General features: G+C 67.1%; 16 protein-coding genes. 7 read left to right on the forward strand and 9 right to left on the reverse strand.

Annotated elements, in window-relative coordinates:
• Positions 1 to 27: 27 nt before the first annotated feature.
• A complete protein-coding gene (locus DMX10_RS22155) occupies positions 28 to 582 on the reverse strand; it encodes a TetR/AcrR family transcriptional regulator (protein ID WP_111263104.1) in 555 nt (184 codons plus the stop codon).
• A 373-nt stretch (positions 583 to 955) separates the two neighbouring features.
• Here DMX10_RS22155 and DMX10_RS22160 point away from each other — a divergent pair, with 373 nt between their 5' ends.
• The 3 genes from DMX10_RS22160 (at position 956) to DMX10_RS22170 (ending at position 4242) form a co-directional block, all read left to right on the forward strand.
• Positions 956 to 1855, forward strand: coding sequence for an MASE2 domain-containing protein (locus tag DMX10_RS22160; protein WP_111263105.1), 900 nt, complete (start codon positions 956 to 958; stop codon positions 1853 to 1855).
• Between the two features lie 134 nt (positions 1856 to 1989).
• Entirely contained in the window at positions 1990 to 3615 is a 1626-nt protein-coding gene (locus DMX10_RS22165; protein ID WP_111263106.1) for a methyl-accepting chemotaxis protein, read from the forward strand.
• Positions 3616 to 3741: 126 nt separating this feature from the next.
• Positions 3742 to 4242 (forward strand): DUF3916 domain-containing protein, encoded by a 501-nt coding sequence (locus DMX10_RS22170; protein ID WP_111263107.1) that lies wholly within the window; start codon positions 3742 to 3744, stop codon positions 4240 to 4242.
• A gap of 19 nt (positions 4243 to 4261) precedes the next feature.
• On the opposite strand, the gene DMX10_RS22175 is transcribed toward DMX10_RS22170, so the two are convergent.
• The gene (locus DMX10_RS22175; RefSeq protein WP_111263108.1) at positions 4262 to 5302 is read right to left on the reverse strand and encodes an AraC family transcriptional regulator; all 1041 of its coding nucleotides are present in this window, start codon (positions 5300 to 5302) and stop codon (positions 4262 to 4264) included.
• A gap of 248 nt (positions 5303 to 5550) precedes the next feature.
• On the opposite strand from DMX10_RS22175, the gene DMX10_RS22180 reads away from it, so the two are divergent.
• Positions 5551 to 6501: a transporter gene (locus DMX10_RS22180; protein WP_111263109.1), complete on the forward strand. Its 951-nt coding sequence runs from the start codon at positions 5551 to 5553 to the stop codon at positions 6499 to 6501.
• Between the two features lie 186 nt (positions 6502 to 6687).
• Here the strand turns inward: DMX10_RS22180 and DMX10_RS22185 are convergent, their stop codons facing one another.
• The 6 genes from DMX10_RS22185 to DMX10_RS22210 all read right to left on the reverse strand — a co-directional run bounded on the left by DMX10_RS22185 (position 6688) and on the right by DMX10_RS22210 (position 12415).
• Positions 6688 to 7896, reverse strand: a complete 1209-nt coding sequence (locus DMX10_RS22185; RefSeq protein WP_178082995.1) for a DSD1 family PLP-dependent enzyme — start codon at positions 7894 to 7896, stop codon at positions 6688 to 6690.
• Positions 7897 to 7977: 81 nt separating this feature from the next.
• Positions 7978 to 9309, reverse strand: a complete 1332-nt coding sequence (locus tag DMX10_RS22190) for a D-arabinono-1,4-lactone oxidase (RefSeq protein WP_178082996.1) — start codon at positions 9307 to 9309, stop codon at positions 7978 to 7980.
• A 76-nt stretch (positions 9310 to 9385) separates the two neighbouring features.
• The gene (locus tag DMX10_RS22195) at positions 9386 to 9754 is read right to left on the reverse strand and encodes a cytochrome c5 family protein (protein WP_111263112.1); all 369 of its coding nucleotides are present in this window, start codon (positions 9752 to 9754) and stop codon (positions 9386 to 9388) included.
• 157 nt (positions 9755 to 9911) lie between these two features.
• Positions 9912 to 10403 (reverse strand): GNAT family N-acetyltransferase, encoded by a 492-nt coding sequence (locus DMX10_RS22200; protein ID WP_111263113.1) that lies wholly within the window; start codon positions 10401 to 10403, stop codon positions 9912 to 9914.
• Between the two features lie 315 nt (positions 10404 to 10718).
• Positions 10719 to 11240, reverse strand: a complete 522-nt coding sequence (locus DMX10_RS22205) for a BRO family protein (protein ID WP_111263114.1) — start codon at positions 11238 to 11240, stop codon at positions 10719 to 10721.
• Between the two features lie 488 nt (positions 11241 to 11728).
• A complete protein-coding gene (locus DMX10_RS22210) occupies positions 11729 to 12415 on the reverse strand; it encodes an endonuclease (protein ID WP_111263115.1) in 687 nt (228 codons plus the stop codon).
• Between the two features lie 316 nt (positions 12416 to 12731).
• Between DMX10_RS22210 and DMX10_RS22215 the strand changes: the two genes are divergently transcribed.
• A complete protein-coding gene (locus tag DMX10_RS22215; RefSeq protein ID WP_111263116.1) occupies positions 12732 to 13088 on the forward strand; it encodes a transcriptional regulator in 357 nt (118 codons plus the stop codon).
• On the opposite strand, the gene DMX10_RS22220 is transcribed toward DMX10_RS22215, so the two are convergent.
• Positions 13063 to 13941 carry a DMT family transporter gene (locus tag DMX10_RS22220; protein ID WP_111263117.1) on the reverse strand — a complete coding sequence of 293 codons (879 nt, stop codon included), beginning with the start codon at positions 13939 to 13941 and terminating at the stop codon, positions 13063 to 13065. The genes DMX10_RS22215 and DMX10_RS22220 overlap by 26 nt on opposite strands.
• 150 nt (positions 13942 to 14091) lie before the next feature.
• Between DMX10_RS22220 and DMX10_RS22225 the strand changes: the two genes are divergently transcribed.
• The gene (locus tag DMX10_RS22225) at positions 14092 to 14328 is read left to right on the forward strand and encodes a DUF3820 family protein (RefSeq protein ID WP_111263118.1); all 237 of its coding nucleotides are present in this window, start codon (positions 14092 to 14094) and stop codon (positions 14326 to 14328) included.
• Positions 14329 to 14581: 253 nt separating this feature from the next.
• Positions 14582 to 18556, forward strand: coding sequence for a trifunctional transcriptional regulator/proline dehydrogenase/L-glutamate gamma-semialdehyde dehydrogenase (putA, locus tag DMX10_RS22230; RefSeq protein ID WP_111263119.1), 3975 nt, complete (start codon positions 14582 to 14584; stop codon positions 18554 to 18556).
• Positions 18557 to 18662 lie beyond the last annotated feature (106 nt).

Raw genomic sequence — 18662 nt, forward strand, 5'->3', positions numbered from 1 at the left:
GGAAAGGGGGTGCAGACGAGGCCGCTGCTAGCGCTCGGGCTCCTCGCCCGGCAGCAGTTGGGCGATGTCCTCGTGGAAGGTCCGCCACTCGCCTTCGGAGATGTCCATGATGCTGAACGAGCGCAGGAAGAACGCGCCCGTCGCAGCCAGGAAGGCCAGGCGCACGCGCTTGCCGCGTTCGGTCTCGAAGGCCTCGCCCAGCAGCAGGGAACGGTACCAGTCGTTGGCCTGTGTCTTCAGGCTTTCGTGGCTGAACATCGCCGTGAGGATCGCTGCGGCGCGCCGGCTCAACTCCTCGTCGGGTATGGCGATGATGCCGATCTGCGCGATCAGGTGGTCGAGCATGCCGGCATCGGGCGCCAGGCGCGAACGCACCGAAAGCTCGTAGTCGGTCTTCCAGCGATTGACCATCGCCTCGATCAGCCCGTCCTTGGTGCCGAAGCAGGACTGCACGCCGCCTTTGCTGATCCCGGCGGCCTTGGCCACTTCGCCGATGCTCAACGCAGAAATGCCCTGTTCCATGACAACCGAGATGGCGGCGTCCAACACCAGGTTCCTGTCGATCACGGGACGTTTACTCATCACGGTTCTCTGAATTAGAATACGATCGTATTTTTATTTGCACCCCCTCACCGGGGCTCGCACCGAGGTTCACCCAGCGCATCCTGGGTGCTGTCCAGGCAGGCGCGGAAACGCTGCCCGACCCGGACGCACCCCTGCCTACCAACCGAAATCGCTGCGCGGTCTCCTGGGACTGCGCAGGCCAATTCCTTCGGGGCATACATCACAATTTTACTGCCAATCCGCGGGGCGGCTTATGGCTATCGATCGTAATTCGGCGGCAGGGATCAGTTTTGCCAACCGCATTTACAAACCGCGAGCCATCGGTTGCGCACTGAGCTTCATCTATGTCGCGACCACCACCTACCCGGGCACCTGACCGCTCTGGGGGTTGATGGGGCTGAACGGTTTCATCTGGCCCTACCTCGCCTACCGCATCGCCATCGCCTCGCCCGCGCCCTACCAGGCCGAACTGCGCAACCTCCAGCTCGATTGCGCCTTCGCCGGGGGGTGGGTCGTGGCCATGCATTTCAGCGCGCTGCCATCGCTGCTGTTGCTGTCGATGGTCGCGATGAACTGCGTCACGGCCAAGGGCATCCACCTCCTCTGCAAGGGTCTCGCGGCTGCGGCTGCGGGCATTTTCCTGGCCGGGGCGTGCATGGGTTTCGAGGTCACCTGGGAAACGCCGGCCCGGGTCATCTGGGCATGCCTACCCATGCTGGTCATCTATCCCTTCGTGGTCGGTTGGGCGAGCTACAGCCTGGCGAAGCAACTGCTGAGGCAGCAGAAGGCGTTGTCCATCGTCGCCGGCTTCGACGAGCGCATGCTCACGCCCCATGACCGCTGGCTCTACCAGCTGGCGCAGGTCTTCCTGCGCTGCCGGTGCGGCTCCGGCCAGGCCACCGTCGCGCACATCCGCATCGACGACTTCGAGGCACTCGGGCAGCGGCACGGCGCGCTGGTGACCCACGCCCTGAGCGTCCGCCTGGGACACCTGATCGTCGCCGGACTGCGCAGCACCGACCTCGTCTGCATGCGGCGCCCCGGCGAATTCCTGGTGCTCCTGCAGCAGGCGCGGACCCTCGGCGCGCAGGCATTGACCAGCCGCATCGAAGAGGCCTTCGTGCATTGCTTCACCAGCGGCAAGGGATTGCCCGAGGCACGCATCCGCGTCGGGCTCGCCGAATTCAGCCACGACCTGCGCAGCGAGAACGAATGGTTGCGCCAGGCCCAGCGGCACTCGACCCCGCTCGAGACCGATCAGCCACACCCCGCCGGCCACTCCGGCGCCTAGCAGGCCGGCCCGTTGCCGGCGCCAGCCCATGGACCGCCGGCAAGGCGCGGCGGCAACGAACACCCACCGTGCACGGCCGACGTCCGCACGGGGCCCCTGGCTTTTCACAACCACCAACTGTCATTTGAAGGAGTATTCAGTTGAGGAACCTCAAGATCGGAAAACGGGCCGGACTCATCTTCGCGCTGCTGGCCCTGATGGTGCTGGCGATGGGCGGCATCAACCTCTACGAGACCGGCAGGATGGATGCGGCCTCGACCGAGGTCCGCGGCACCTGGCTGCCGGGCGTCGTCGCCCTGAGCGAGCTGGGGGCGGCGATCGGCGACACCCGCGCCCTGACCCTGCGCAGCATCATCGTCGACGAGCCGGCCGTACGGCAGCACACGATGGCCAGGATCAAGGCGAACCTGCAGGCATTGCCCAAGCAGTTCGAAGCCTACGAAGGCGCCATCGCCCAGGCGGAGAATCGCAAGCTCTACGATCACTTCGTCAGCACCTACGAAACCTACCGCGGCCTGCAGCAACAGATACTCGATGCGGTGGACGCCGGCCGGATCGACGACGCCGACAGGCTCGCCAACGGTCCGCTGGCCGAATACGCCGGCACCATGACCAGGGCGCTGGACGAACTGATCCGCTTCAACTCCGAAAATGCCTTCGCCGCGGCACAGCTCAGCGACGAAGCGGCGGATGAAGCCCGGGTCGTGGCCGTCGTCGCCTTGAGCGCCATCCTCCTCATCACCGTCGGCGCCGCCACCTTGCTGACCCGCAGCATCATCCTGCCCCTGGGCGAGGCCGTGGCCATCGCCGAGCGGGTCGCCAGCGGCGACCTCAGCCGGGACATCAGCGTGGTCGGCAAGGACGAGCCGGCATTGCTGCTGGCCGCCCTCAAGGGCATGCAGGCCAACCTGAGGGCGACCATCCAGCAGATCGGCAGCTCCTCCGACCAGTTGGCCTCGGCTTCCGAGGAGCTGCATGCCGTGACGGAGGATTCCAACCGTGGGCTGCACCAGCAGAACGCCGAGATCGAGCAGGCCGCCACCGCCGTGAACGAAATGACCGCCGCCGTGGAAGAGGTCGCGCGTAACGCCGCGAGCACCGCAGCCGCCTCGAAGGAAAGCGACGACGAGGGGCGCCGTGGCTTCGCCCAGGTCAACGAGGCCATCGCCTCCATCCGCACCCTGGCCGGCCAGGTGACCCAGGCCTCGGTCCAGGCTTCCGAACTGGCGAACCAGACCCGCGACATCAGCACGGTACTCGACGTGATCCGGGGCATCGCCGCCCAGACCAACCTGCTGGCGCTCAATGCCGCCATCGAGGCGGCACGCGCCGGCGAGGCCGGGCGCGGCTTCGCCGTCGTCGCCGACGAGGTGCGCTCGCTGGCCCAACGCACCCAGAGCTCCACGGAGGAGATCGAGGTGATGATCGACAACATCCAGACCGGCACCCAGGGAACCGTCGGCGCCCTGCTGGCCGGCGCGGAGCAGGCCGAGCAGACGCTCAGGTCGGCCGCCAGCGCCGGTGCCGCACTGGAGCGGATCACCGCATCGATCTCGCAGATCAACGAACGCAACCTGATCATCGCCAGTGCGTCCGAAGAACAGGCCCAGGTCGCCCGCGAGGTGGATCGCAACCTGATGAACATCCGCGACCTGTCCATGCAGACCGCCGCCGGCGCCAACCAGACCAGCGCCTCCAGCCAGGAGCTGTCGCGCCTGGCCATCGAGCTGAGCACGATGGTGACCCGCTTCCGCGTGTGACAGCCGCGCCAGGGCCCGCCGCCTTGGCGGGCCCTTTTCCCACCCGGGCGCCTCCCCTATCATCCGCCGGCTCCCGCTCTCGCAGGGCGCCCCTTCCCGCCACGCCACCTGCCGCCGAGGCCCTCCTTGCGACATTTCACCCTGAGCGACAAGAAACTCCGTGGCGTCCACCGCCGCCTTCGGGCCCTGGAGCGGTGGGCGGCGGGCTTCCACGGCCAGTTCCATCCACGCGGCCCGGACATGACGCGCTACCAGAACTGGAAGATCCCGGTGCCAAACACCCTGGTCCAGGGGCCGCAGGCGCGCATCGAACACCAGGCCTTTTGCGCCCAGCAGATGCTGGAGGCCGCCGCCCATCTGTCCCGCGCAGCGGATCGCAGCCAGGGCTATTACCGGGTCGCCTGCATCCTGGTCTGGCCCTGGTTGCACCAGAGCGAGGTGGCGGTGTTCCACGACCGCGACTATTACCTCGGCTTTCTCGGGCAGGGGAACGGGCTCGCACCCGAGCGCCTGAGCGACAGGCTCGCGCTGAGGGTGCCCGCCCATTTCATCGAGCACGGACATGACGTGACCCAGGCCGACGACGAGCTGCCCGTCCAGTGGTGGTGCATCGGCGAGCCCGCGTAGACGCCGCTCGCCCGGCCCATCACTGCGCGGCCATCACCTCGTCGCGGCAGGCGGAGGGGCTCTGCCCGGTCCAGCGCTTGAAGGCCCGGCGGAAGCCGCGCACATCGCTGTAGCCGAGCGCTTCGGCGATGCGCTCGATGGGCAGGTCCGGGTTGCCCAGCAGGCTCATCGCGCGCGCCCGGCGCACCTGCTCCTGCAAGGCGTCGAAGGTGATGCCGTGCTCGGTGAGGCGACGGCGCAGGGTGCGGCTGCTCATGTTGAGATCGCGGGCGACCTTGTCGATCTGGCTGCCATGGGCCAGGTCACGGCTGATGGCGCGCTCCACCGTCTGCAGCAGGTCCATCTTCTGCTGCACCTGCGCGCATTCGAGCTCCAGCAGGTTGAGCGCCTGGCGCAGGGCGACGGGCTGGTGGCTGGGCAGCTGCATGTCCAGCCAGTGGCTGGCGATCACCATGCGGTTGTGCAGGCAGCCGAAATGCAGGTTGGGGCCCAGCAGGCGCTGGTATTCGACGAGGTAGCTGGGCGCGGCATGGGTGAACTCGAAGCGCAGGGGCTGGAATTCGGCGTCGACCAAGGCGCGGTTGTAGACCATCAGGCTGGCGAAGAACTCCTCCACCGCGAACACCTGGACGTCGGCATGGGGCAGCCGGCATTCCACCTCGACGACGCTCTCCTTCGCCCCCTCGTGCAGGGTGTAGACGGCCATGCCGCCGGTGGTGTGCTGGAAGCGTCGCCCGACATCGAAGGCATCGCGCAGGGTCTTGCACAACGACAGCACGTGGCCCAGCAGGCCGAGGGTGCCGAGCACGTTGCGGTGCCCGACCCACAGCCCCAGGCCTCCGTCCGGGAAAGCCGCGAGGGCGCGCTGGATCAGGGTCACCGCCTGGCGGTAGGAGATGCGCTGGGCGGGGTCCTGCAACTCCTCCGGGGTGAAGCCGAGCCCACGGCACAGGCGCTCGCTGCTGACGCCCTTGTCGTTCGCCACCTCCGTGAGGGTCTGCAGGAGGAAGGGCGAAACCAGGGCGAGGTCGAGCTGGGGATCGAGGGTGGCGGTAGTCATGGCAGGCAGTTCCCGAACCGAGGCGCCTGAGGTTCTTGTTCTGCGGCCAGGACGCGCGGCGGCGCCATCATAACGCGTTAGCGGGTGCACCAAGAGCGGGTGTAACAGAATATTGCTAGCTGTCCCCGAAAAGCCCCCTGCCTGTCCGGCAATGCCCTGCATCGCGCGGCCTTGAGCGCTTATTTCTATGGGCCGGCGCGGAACCCCGGTTCCGCACCGTCCGCCAACAATAAGAAATGAGCTCAATCATGAACCCGATCCGCGTTCCCCAGCTGCCCTCGCTGGCAGCCTCACTCGTCGTCGCGACGTCCCTCACCCTGCCCGCCCAGGCCACCGAGAACGGTGTCGACAACATCGGCCCCGGCACCGATGGCTTCTTCGTCCTGCCGCTGGAGGTGAACAGCCTTCCGGACCACATGTTCGCCTTCAACCTCTACTACAACCACTACGAGTCGAAGAAGCTGGACATCAGCTCCCTGGGCGGCAAGGTGCCGGAGGTGAAGATCACCTCCGACGCGATCATCCCGCGCCTGGACTACCTCAGCCCGCTGCGCCTGCTGGGCGGCCGGGTCGGTGGCTACGTGGCGCAGCCCTACATGCGCCAGCAGGTGGCGCTGTTCGGCCAGCAGAGCCGCCGCGAAGCCCAGGGCGACACCACCATCGCACCGCTGATCCTCTGGGACATGGGCAAGGACCTGACCCTGGGCGCCGCCCTGGAGATCACCCTGCCCACCGGCAGCTACGACGCCGCGCGGCCGGCCAACACCGGCAACAACTTCGTCACCTACAAGCCGCTGCTCTCGGCCACCTGGCAGCCCAGCGAGCGCACCGAGCTGTCGGTCAAGGCCACCTACAGCTTCAACAAGGAAAACCCGGACACCGACTACCAGTCCGGCCGGCTGTTCCACTTCGACTACTCCACCAGCTACCGGGTGACCGACAGCCTGCGCCTGGGCCTGAACGGCTACTACGTGAAGCAGACCACCGACGACAGGCAGTTCGGCCGCACGGTGACCTTCATGGGCGAGGACGTGGACGACGGCGTGCGCGGGCAGGTCTTCGCCATCGGCCCGGCGGTGCACCTGACCTTCCTCCAGTACGCCAGCGTGGAGATGCGCTGGGCCAAGGAATTCGCCGTGGAGAACCGCCCGGAAGGCGAGATGTTCTGGGCCAAGCTGAATCTGCCGTTCAGCCTCTGACAGGCAGACACGAAAACCCCGGGCCAATGCCCGGGGTTTTCCGTTTGCAGTGCCGGGCGATCCAGCCCATTGCGGCACCGCCCCGTAGGTTGGGCTGAGGTACGACGCCCAGCACAGCGCAGCCGGGTCATCGCACCGTTGGGCCTCGCTGCGCTCGGCGCCAACCTACCGCGATGTGCCATCCACTCAGCTGTACACCGGCCAGGTGTCGACGATGCGCCCGTCACGCACGGCCAGCAGGTCACCGAACTGCAGGAGGATGGATTCGGACTGGGTCGGCCGCAGGAACACCTGGTCATCCACGGACAGGCCGACGGCGTGGGAGCCGTTGATCATTTCCTGGTTGGAGCTGCGTCCGTAGAGGCCGTTGAACTGCAGGCCCGTGGGCGATTCCGGTTCGGCCATCCAGTTGCCGCCGTAGATGAAGAAGGTCTCGCGCTGGTTCGGGTCCCACCAGGAGAACAACGCCGACTTGCCGTCCAGCGCCGGGATGCGCACCGCACCGGTGCTCTTGAGCACCGGCGTGGCGATATAGGCCGCCGGCTGGTGCTCCTCCAGGGACGGCAGGTCGTAGTGGGTGGGCTTGAGCAGCGCGGAACCCACCGAGACCTCGCTGCTGGTGCGCTCGCGCTCATGCATACGGTAGCTGGGGCTGCCGGCGGTGTTCAGGGTCAGGTCCGGGCGCCACAGCGTGGGGTGTTGGGTGCGGGTGTAGTCGACAAAGCCGTCGTACAGCGTCATCACCTTGGCGAACAGCGCCTCGGGCGAGCCGAGGATGCCGGGCACGCCCATGCCGACGAAGGGGTCGTAGCCCATGAAGCCGGCGAACTCCAGGTGCTGCGGGTTGGCGCCGATCAGGTCGAGCATCCGCCCGAGGCCGGCCGTGTCCTGCACGCCGCCCCGGTGCAGCCCGACATCCAGCTCGATGTTGATGCGCATACGCGTGTTCAGCCCCTTGGCCAGTGCCAGGTACTGCGCCAGCCGCTCGGGGGTGTCGAGCAGCCATTGCAGCTGGGTCGTCGGGTCGAAGGCGCCGCGATGGCTTTCGTAGAACAGTTGCGCCGAGCGCACCGGCATCGGCTTGCCGAGCAGCAGGTCGGAATCGGGGAAGCGCTCGGCGTCGTGATTGAGGAAGGGCTGGTGGAACGACATCATCCGCCGGGTGCCCGCGCGCCTGGCGATGTAATCGAGCAGTTGCGGCGATGGCAGCGACTTCTCCACCAGGCGCAAGGCCTTGCCGGCACGGCGCACCGACTGCATCACCACGTCGATGTTGTGGTCCAGCCGGTCGAGGTCGATCAGCATCACCGGGTGCATCGGCCCCCGCTCCTTGAGCTCGCGGTTCAGCCGCGCGAAGTAATCGCTGTAGGGAGCGCCCTTGTCGGCCGGGCGCATCCAGGCACCGACACCGGCGAGCAGCACGCCGGCACCGGCGGTACCGACGAGGAATTTGCGACGGTTCATGGTTTCTCCTTGTTATCCGGCCACGCCGAGGATCGAGGACAGGTGCGCATTGAGGAACTTGCCGCTCGGGTCCAGCGCCTGGCGCACCTCGGTGAACTCCTTCCAGCGCGGGTAGAGCGGCTGCAGGGTGCGCGCATTCAGCGTGTGCAGCTTGCCCCAGTGCGGCCGGCCGGCGTACTTCCAGAAGATCGGTTCGACGGCGGCGAAGAAGTTGTGGTGGTCCATGCTGTAGTGCTGGTGCACGGAGATGGAGCAGCTGTCGCGGCCCTCGAACATGCTCAGGGGGATGTCGTCGGCCTTCACGTAGCGGTACTCGATGGGGAACCAGGTGCGCAGGTCCTTGTCGCGGATCAGCGCGAGGATCTCCCGCAGGCAGGCCGGGCCATGCTCGGCGGGCACCGAGTACTCCATCTCGTTGAAGCGCACGTTGCGCACGTTGGCGTAGATCTCGTAGGAGTCGCCGACCCGGTCATCGAAGCTGGCGATATGGCGCAGGCTGTTGAGCAGCGCGCGGCGCGCGGCGGGGAAGTCGCTGCCGTACTTGTCGAGGTTCTCGATGATCTTCACGAACTCGTTGCCCCCCTCCTCCGCCGGGTCCAGCGGCGGCGTGGCCGGGTCGGTGGTCTCGTTGAGGGCGATGGACAGCGCGTAGTCGGAATGGGTGATCACCAGCATTTCCCAGTGCTGGTTGTCGCGGGTGAGGTTGCCCACGTCCTCCAATAGCTCCTCATAGCTGGCAATCCATTGCGTCTCGCGCAGGCGATAGGCCTCGCGGTTCTGCAGGCGCACCCGCGTCGCCACGCCCAGGGCGCCCAGGGACACCCGCGCGGCATTGAACACCTCGGGGTGGCGCTGGGCATCGCAGTCCAGCACTTCGCCGCTGGCGGTCACCAGTTGCAGGCCGGCGACCTGTGAGGAATAGGAGCCGAATCCGGTGCCGGTGCCGTGGGTCGAGGTGGCGATGGCCCCGGCCAGGGTCTGGTAGTCGATGTCGGCCATGTTCGGCAGCGCCTGGCCGACCGCCTGCAGCGCCGGCCCCATGAGGGACATCGGCGTGCCGGCGGCGAACTCCGCCTGCAGGGTGGCCGGGTCGTGGCTCAGCAGACCATTGAAATAGGCGAGCGACACCAGGGTGCCGTCGGTGGGTACCAGGGCGCTGAAGGAGTGGGCCGAGCCCACCGGGCGGACCTTGCCTTCGGCCTGGCGGATGACCTGGACCAGCTCGTCCAGGCTCTGCGGGGCGAGGCGTGCCTGGGGCAGGCAACTCTGCCCGCCGGACCAGTTGCGCCAGGGGATCAGGCGGGGCGCGCGGGCCAGCTCCGCCAGCGCGGGGGTGCAGGCCAGTGCGGTGAAGGCGCCGGCGACGCCGGCCCTTTGCAGCAGCTGGCGTCGGGTGAGGTTCATAGCCATGGAGGACGCCTTATTCGAGGTGCTGACCGGACATGAAGGAAATCAGCGCCAGGAACTGGTCTTCCGAGCACTGCATGCACATGCCCATCGGCGGCATGCCCTTGAAGCCGTTGATGCTGTGGTCCAGCAGGCTGTCGGTGCCCTGGGCGACACGCGGCGCCCAGGCGGCGGCGTCACCGCTCTGCGGCGCCCCGGAGGCGGGGTTGGCGTGGCACAGCTTGCAACTGGTGTCGTAGACCTTGGCCAGGGCCGGGTCGGCCGGTACCAGGGTGGCGGCGTTCTGCGGCGCGGCCGGCTTGGCCTCCTCGCCACAGCCGCCGAGCAGCCCGGCCAGGGCCAGCAGGGCGGCGGGAATCAGCAGGTTCGCGGGTTTTGGCATCGCACTCCCCTCTTCTACCGTGCCAGGCGGCACGGCTGCTTGTCGTGGTGGGTAGAGGGCAACGTTAAGCCAGGCGCCCCCGGCCGCTGAGGGCAATGGCGGACAGCCAGGGGGCTTTAACGGGACATCACGCGATGTGAAAACAGACAACCCCGGCTCAGCCGATGGCCTTGGCCATCTCGCTGGTGGCGGCCCAGCCCAGCGCCTCGTACACCGGCCTGCCGACCTGGGTCGCATGCAGCACGGCGAAGCCCAGGCCACGACGGTTGAACTCGGCCTCCGCCAGCTTCATCAGCGCCGAGGCCAGGCCCCGGCGCCGGTAGTCAGGCTCGACGAACACGTTGAGCACGTAGCCACGCTGGCCCACCTCCGGATGGGAAGGATGCGGCGGCCATTCGATGCTCATCAGGCCGATGGCCGCCGCGACGCGCGCCTCGTCCATCAGCGCGAAACCGTAGTAGCGCCCATCGGCCAGGCGCTCGCGCAGCCAGGGGCGGAAGTGCTCGGTCATCACCCTAAGCCGCGCCGGGTCGCCTCCCGCCTCGAGGAACATCGCCTCGCGGTGCACGCAAACCCGCTCCAGGTCGTCCGGTACCAGCCGCCGCACCTGCAGGCCAGGAAATTCGATACCGCCGGGAATCCCGTCCATTGCACCACCCTCTTCATCGATGACCGATGCTAGGGCGCAGGGCGCGGCGGCCGATAGGCACAGATCGCTGGGAAAAACGGCATACAGCGCCGGGCTGCCCTGTAGGTCGACTGCAGTCGCCCTGGGGTTACCCGGCCATTCGCAACCGGGTGCCGGCGGAAGGTCTTTCGCGGCTGAGGCCGCTCCACAAAGGGTGCCTCCACTGCCGCCTCGTGGGAGCGAATTCATTCGCGATGCTCTGTTCCAGAGGCATTCGCGGTTGATGCGCTGCACAACCTGCAGAGGCGAATGGAATCGCCCCTGCATCAACGGCCTCTACACACGCTCTCCACAGCCACGACACGGCCTTTTCTTCCAGCTCGGCCCATCGTCCAGCTCGGGATCGTCCAGCGCAGCGATGAACGTCGGCAGGTCGCGCCGGGCGATCCAGACTTCACCCTGCCACTTCACCACGCCGACGCGTTGTTCTGCCCAGCTCATGAATGCGCGTTGCGGGCTGGCATCCGGCTCGCGGTGGGCGCAGTAAAGGGTGGGCAGCACCTCGTCGCTCATCCACTTGGCCAGGCTGCGGTGCTCCGGATGCCAGAAGCGGTACAGCGCCTTGAACACGCCGGAATCGCTGATCACCTCCACCTCCTCGCGAAAGCCGCTGGCGTACTCCAATACCACGGCACGCTTCTGCTCCGGGTCCATGCGGCTGGGCAATCGATAGGGGCGTCTTGCCGAAATCAGCAGCGCGAAATCGTGGGCCACGAACCAGGGCTGGTGATCGATCATCACGGCGCGCAGCTGGCGGTTATGGCGTGGGAAGACGATGGGGATATATGCGTCGTGCATGGTGGTTCTCCTGTTAGTGCAGAGCGGCCACCACCTTCATCGCCAAATGAAGGTGGCAGATCACGCGGGGTTGGCGAACCGGCTAACAGGACCCGGCAGACCCTAAGGTCTCCCCACGCGATCTGCCATGGAGCAGCACAGGAAACTGTGCACGCGCAGGGGCCTGCAAGAACACTTCACCGTTCTCGCAAACGCCATCAGGCGCTATCGCGCCTGTTAGTAACGGGTCGCCAAACCCGATCACGGGATTGACCGTGACCGGCGCAGGATAGGGATGGAGGGTCGAGAGGGCAAGCAGGCTTCTTGAGGAGGTGGCCGCGCGGGGTTGGCGAACCGGCTAACAGGACCCGGCAGACCCGAGGGTCTCCCCGCACGGCCGCTGGCGATGCTACCTCATCAGGCAAGCACAACCTGTAGGGGCGACTGAAGTCGCCCCTACATCGCGCAGATCAGGTTCGACACCGTCTTTCGCAGCAAATCCGCCTCCCTCACTTGCACGCCTTCAGGTTCACCGCCCCCACGAAATGATTGCCGTGCCCCATCACGCAGGCCACGCGCTGGTTGCGGTTCCGCTCCCAGGCTTCCACCGGGTACTGCTTGTTCCAGGCGGTGTAGAGCTGGCGGTCCTGCCTGGACAGGCGCAGGCCGTAGCGCTCGCTCATGTAGAAGTAGGTGCGCGCGATCATCCCGCGAATCTGCTGGCGCGGCATGGCCTTGCGCGCCTTGAAGTCCACCACCATCTGGCAGGCACCGTACTGGCGGGGCTTCTGCGGCAGCCAGCCGAAGCCGTAGTTGCTGCGGTCGCCGTTCACCTCGCCGATGCTCGGCACCAGGTTGTGCAGGTCGGCCTCGGCGCGGCGGAAGGCGGCGTCGTGCCTCGCGCAATTCTCGCGCCCGCCCTTCTGCCAGCACTGGCGCTGGTGGCCGATGACCCAGGCCGGGACGATGTGCTCCCACTCGATGCGCTTGGCACGCTGGGCATTGGTGCGGGGCACGTAGCCGCAGCTCTTGAGGTCGACCTTGTTGCCGCTGTAGCGGCAGCCGCAATAGAACTCGACGGGGTGTGAGGCGTAGAGCTTCCAGGCGACTTTCTTGGCTTCCTGGAAGGTGCGGGGGGCGGAGGCATGGGCGGTGCCGGCCAATAGCAGGCTCAGCAGCAGGACGAGACGGATCATTACTTCTGGGGTTCCCGGTACGGCTGTTTTCAAGGCTCTCACTGACAACGTTTGTTCATCGGAGTTTTGTTGCAAACGAAGCGGCGAAGCTGATAGATGTATAAATATACAGTATTTCAGGGAAGCGTCCTATGAACCTTTCAGCTCCGTTGGCCTTGCCAAAACCACTGTCACAAATCCCTGGGATCATCGTTTCCCAGGTCACCGGTCTCGGCTTTCCACCCCGCTTGCCGAAGCGGCCGGACACCCGCCCCCTGCGCCAGCCGGCTGGAAGCCGCATCAAGGCGCATGGCCCGCATTGAGGAGGAGAACAGGGATGGTCGACGTACTGCAGCTGAAATACACGGTCAATCGGATGGCCGTGGACACGGTGAGCGAAGCGGTCGCGGAACTGCGCCTGGAAGGGCTGGTGACCGACGGCAAGACGCCGTTCACACGGGTGCACTTCAACACCTGCCTGGCGGAGATCGAGGCGCTGTTCCAGCGCGCCGGCTACCACAAGCAGCTCGATGTGGTGGGTTACCAGGGGCTGGCCTATGCCCTCTTCGACCCGGCCCGCTGGGAGCCGGTGGAGGTGCTGCGCTGGCTCAAGGAGTACGTCGACAACGCCCAGGCCAGCCACACGCTGGCACGCAGCGTCGACGACTTCAGCGCCGCTGCGCGTAGGCCGTGAACAGGCCGCTGCCGACGATCACCAGGATGCCGACCAGGCCGATGGCATCCGGCGCGTGGCCGAACAGCACGAAGCCGAGCAGCCCGGCGAAGACGATCTGCCCGTAGCTGAACGGCGCCAGCAGGGCCGGTGACGCGTACCGGAAGGCCTGGGTGAGCAGCACGTGCCCGCCCATTCCGCAGGCTCCCAGCGCCAGCAAGAGCAGGCCGTGGGCCAGCGTGGTCGGTGCTTGCCAGAAGAACGGCACCAGGGTGCTCATGATCAGGGTGTTGGTGATGCCGGTGATGAAGTTGCTGGTGCCGGGGCTGTCGGTCTGGCTCAGGCGCCGGGTGAGCAACTGGTAGAAGCCGAAACACAGCGCCGAGGCCAGCGGCAGGAGGATCGCCGGGGTGAACAATGAGCTGCCCGGCCGCACGATCAGCATCACCCCGCCCAGGCCCAGCAGCACCGCCAGCCACTGCCCGCGGGTGACGCGCTCGCCGAGGAGGGGCACCGACAGCGCCGTCACCAGGAGCGGCGCCAGGAAGTTCACCGCCGTGGCTTCGGCCAGGGGGATGTAGCGCAAGCCGGTGGTGAAGAACAGGCTGGTGCCGATCAGGCACAGCGCCCGGCCGAGCTGCAGCAGCGGACGCTGGGTGCGCAATACGCGCAGGCCCTCTCGAGGCAGCAGGAAGCCCGCCATCAGCAGCGTGTGCACCAGGTAGCGCACCCACACCACCATGACGATCGGGTAGAACGCGGACAGGTATTTGGAGATCGCGTCATGGCTGGAGAACAGGAAAATCGCCAGGCACACCAGCAGGATGCCCTTCAGGGGCTCCTCTCGTCGCAGCGATGGGGGGTTGGTACTCATGGGGATTCCGGGGTGGTCCGCACCCGGTTTGGTAGCAGACTAATGATTAGGCGGCTCAAAAATATCGGCTTCGTGACTCAGGCTCAAGTGACAGCAGCCGGTTAGCAGGTATTCTTGCCCACTTCCCTCCTCCCGGCCGGCGCGAGACCGATGAAACCCGAAGACCTGCTGCTCCTGGTGACCCGTGAAATGCCCTACGGCAAGTACAAGGGCCGCCTGCTGGCCGACCTGCCCGGCCATTACCTCAACTGGTTCGCCCGTGAAGGCTTCCCGAAAGGTGAGATCGGCAGACTGCTCGCCCTGATGCAGGAGATCGACCACAACGGCCTCAAGCCCCTCCTCGACCCGCTCCGTCGTTCCGCCGGGCCCCGCAGAAATCCCGATTGACCCACAGGTGCAACCAGAAACGGTCTAGGCTAACGACTGGGCGCCGCAACCGCCCTCGAAACACCGGGTTGCACCTTTGCAGGGAAAGCCGCCAGCCCACTGGCACCAAGGCGGTGCGAGTAACGGACTGGTCGGAAACAGGTGATCGGAAATACCGGAAAACTTAGGTTGCACCTGGTTGCACCTCGCTTCACGCGCGGATACTCTTGGCGCCGCTAAGCCGTCGCGACCACGGCAGGAATGAGGATAAGAAATGGCAACCACCACCACCCTTGGCGTGAAACTCGATGAAGCGACCCGTGAGCGCCTCAAGGAAGCCGCACGCCAGATCGACCGCACGCCGCACTGGCTGATCAAGCAGGCCATCTACAGCTACCTGGAGACCCTGGAAAGCGGCAAGACCCTTCCCGAGCTCCAGGGCATCGCCGCGCGCCTGGCCGAGGGTGACCTGGAAGCGGTGGAAGCCCTGATCGACCCGATCCACCAGCCGTTCCTCGATTTCGCCGAAAGCATCCTGCCGCAGTCCGTGCTGCGTGCCGCCATCACCGGCGCCTACCGCCGCCCCGAGGAAGAGGTGGTGCCCATGCTGCTGGAGCAGGCACGCCTGCCCGCCGACATGGCCGAGGCCACCTACAAGCTCGCCTACGGCATCGCCGAGAAGCTGCGCAACCAGAAGAGCGCCAGCGGCCGCGCCGGCATCGTCCAGGGCCTGCTGCAGGAGTTCTCCCTCTCCTCCCAGGAAGGCGTGGCACTGATGTGCCTGGCCGAAGCCCTGCTGCGCATCCCCGACAAGGGCACCCGCGACGCCCTGATCCGCGACAAGATCAGCAACGGCAACTGGCAGCAGCACCTGGGCCAGAGCCCCTCGATGTTCGTCAACGCCGCCTCCTGGGGCCTGCTGATCACCGGCAAGCTGGTGTCGACCCACAACGAGGCCGGCCTCTCCAGTTCGCTGAACCGCATCATCGGCAAGTCCGGCGAGCCACTGATCCGCAAGGGCGTGGACATGGCCATGCGCCTGATGGGCGAGCAGTTCGTCACCGGCGAAACCATCGCCGAGGCCCTGGCCAACGCCAGCGCCTTCGAGACCAAGGGCTTCCGCTACTCCTACGACATGCTCGGTGAAGCCGCGCTGACCGAGGAAGACGCCCAGCGCTACCTGGCTTCCTACGAGCAGGCCATCCACTCCATCGGCAAGGCCTCCCACGGCCGCGGCATCTACGAGGGCCCGGGCATCTCCATCAAGCTCTCCGCCCTGCACCCGCGCTACAGCCGCGCCCAGTACGACCGGATGATGGACGAGCTGTACCCGCGCCTGCTGTCGCTGACCCTGCTGGCCAAGCAGTACGACATCGGCCTGAACATCGACGCCGAGGAAGCGGACCGCCTGGAAATCTCCCTCGACATGCTCGAGCGCCTCTGCTTCGAGCCGCAGCTCAAGGGCTGGAACGGCGTCGGCTTCGTCATCCAGGCCTACCAGAAGCGCTGCCCGTACGTGATCGACTACGTGATCGACCTGGCCCGCCGCAGCCGCCACCGCCTGATGATCCGCCTGGTCAAGGGCGCCTACTGGGACAGCGAGATCAAGCGCGCCCAGGTCGACGGCCTGGAAGGCTTCCCGGTCTACACCCGCAAGGTCTATACCGACGTGTCCTACATCGCCTGCGCGCGCAAGCTGCTGGCGGTGCCGGATGCCATCTACCCGCAGTTCGCCACCCACAACGCCCACACCCTCTCGGCCATCTACCACATCGCCGGGCAGAACTATTACCCGGGCCAGTACGAGTTCCAGTGCCTGCACGGCATGGGCGAGCCGCTGTACGAGCAGGTGGTGGGCAAGATCGCCGACGGCAAGCTGAACCGCCCCTGCCGCATCTACGCCCCGGTGGGCACCCACGAGACGCTGCTGGCCTACCTGGTCCGCCGCCTGCTGGAAAACGGCGCCAACACCAGCTTCGTCAACCGCATCGCCGACCAGACCATCTCCATCAAGCAACTGGTGGAAGACCCGGTCGTCAGCATCGAAGCCATGGCCGCCGCCGAAGGCGCCCTGGGCAAGCCGCACCCGCGCATCCCGCAGCCGCGTGACCTGTATGGCGCCGCCCGCGCCAACTCCAGCGGCATCGACATGTCCAACGAGCACCGCCTGGGCTCCCTGTCCAGTGCCCTGCTCAGCAGCGGCCACGCGGACTGGCGCGCCCGCCCGATGCTGGGCTGCCCGGTCTCCGAAGGCGAAAGCCTGCCGGTGACCAACCCGGCCGACCGCCGCGACATCGTCGGCCACGTGCAGAACGCCAGCCTGGAAGACGTCGGCAACGCCGTGCTCGCCTCGCTCAGCGCCGCGCCGATCTGGCAGGCCACCCCGCCGGTCGAACGCGCTGCCGCCCTGGATCGCGCCGCCGACCTGATGGAGGCCGAGATCCAGCCGCTGATGGGCCTGCTGTGCCGCGAGGCCGGCAAGACCTTCGCCAACGCCATCGCCGAAGTGCGCGAGGCCGTGGACTTCCTGCGCTACTACGCCGCCCAGGCGCGCCACGACTTCGCCAACGACAGCCACCGCCCCCTGGGCCCGGTGGTGTGCATCAGCCCGTGGAACTTCCCCCTGGCGATCTTCAGCGGCCAGGTGGCCGCCGCCCTGGCCGCCGGCAACACCGTGCTGGCCAAGCCCGCCGAGCAAACCCCGCTGATCGCCGCCCAGGCGGTGCGCATCCTGCTGCAAGCCGGCATCCCCGAAGGCGCCGTGCAGTTGCTGCCGGGTGAAGGCCATACCGTCGGTGCCGCGCTGGTCAGCGATGAGCGCGTCAAGGGCGTGATGTTCACCGGCTCCACCGAAGTCGCCGGCATCCTCGCCCGCAACGTCGCCGGCCGCCTGGACTCCCAGGGCCGCCCGATCCCGCTGATCGCCGAGACCGGCGGGCAGAACGCGATGATCGTCGACTCCTCCGCGCTGGTCGAACAGGTGGTGACCGACGTCGTCGCCTCGGCCTTCGACAGTGCCGGCCAGCGTTGCTCGGCCCTGCGCGTGCTGTGCATCCAGGAAGACGTGGCCGACCGCGCGCTGGAGATGCTCAAGGGCGCCATGTCCGAATGCCGCCTGGGCAACCCGGACAACTTCGCCATCGACATCGGCCCGGTCATCGACGCCGAAGCCAAGGCCGGCATCGACAAGCACATCGAGACGATGCGCAAGAAGGGCCGCCACGTGTTCCAGGTCGCCCGCACCGAAGGCGACGTGATGAGCCGCGGCACCTACGTGATGCCGACCCTGATCGAGCTGGAAAGCCTGGACGAGCTGGAGCGCGAAGTGTTCGGCCCGGTGCTGCACGTGCTGCGCTACAAGCGCCAGGACCTGGACCAGCTGCTGGACCAGATCAACGCCACCGGCTATGGCCTGACCCTCGGCGTGCACACCCGCATCGACGAGACCATCGCCAAGGTGGTGGACAAGGCCCATGCCGGCAACCTCTACGTCAACCGCAATATGGTCGGCGCCGTGGTCGGCGTGCAGCCCTTCGGTGGCGAAGGTCTCTCCGGCACCGGCCCGAAAGCCGGCGGCCCGCTGTACATGTACCGCCTGCTGGCCACCCGTCCGATGGATGCCGTGAGCCGCACCTTCAAGCGCATGGACGAACAGGCGGCCGACGCCCACCTGCGTACCAGCCTGGAGCAACGCCTGGGCAAGCCGCTGGATGCGCTTAAGGAATGGGCGGGCAAGGAAGGCAAGGCCGAGCTGGCCAGCCTTTGCGACAGCTTCGCCGAACTCTCCCAGAGCGGCCTGACCCGCACCCTCCCCGGCCCGACCGGCGAGCGCAACACCTACATGCTGCTGCCCCGCGCCAACGTGCTGGGCCTGGCCGACGACGAAGGCGACCTGCTGGTACAGCTGGCCGCCGCCCTGGCGGTCGGCAGCGCGGTGATCTGGCAGGACGGCGACCTCACCAAGGCCCTGCGCAGCAAGCTGCCCAAGGCGGTACAGGCGCGCATCCAGCTGGTCGCCGACTGGAAGGCCGACGGCGTGGAATTCGACGCCGTGCTGCACCACGGTGACTCGGACCAGCTGCGCGGCATCTGCCAACAGGTCGCCGCACGCAAGGGTCCGATCATCGGCGTCCAGGGCCTGTCCCAGGGCGAGACCGCAGTGCCGCTGGAGCGCCTGCTGATCGAGCGCGCCCTGAGCGTCAACACCGCAGCGGCCGGCGGCAACGCCAGCCTGATGACCATCGGCTGATGGCCGGCGGGCCCGGCGAACACCTGGCCCGCCACCCGTTCCAACCAGGGGCTCCGGCCCCTGGCGCCCGCCTCCTCAAGAGGGATGTGGGCACCCAAGGTTCCCG

This window comes from Pseudomonas sp. 57B-090624 (assembly GCF_003234055.1).
GTDB lineage: Bacteria > Pseudomonadota > Gammaproteobacteria > Pseudomonadales > Pseudomonadaceae > Metapseudomonas > Metapseudomonas tohonis.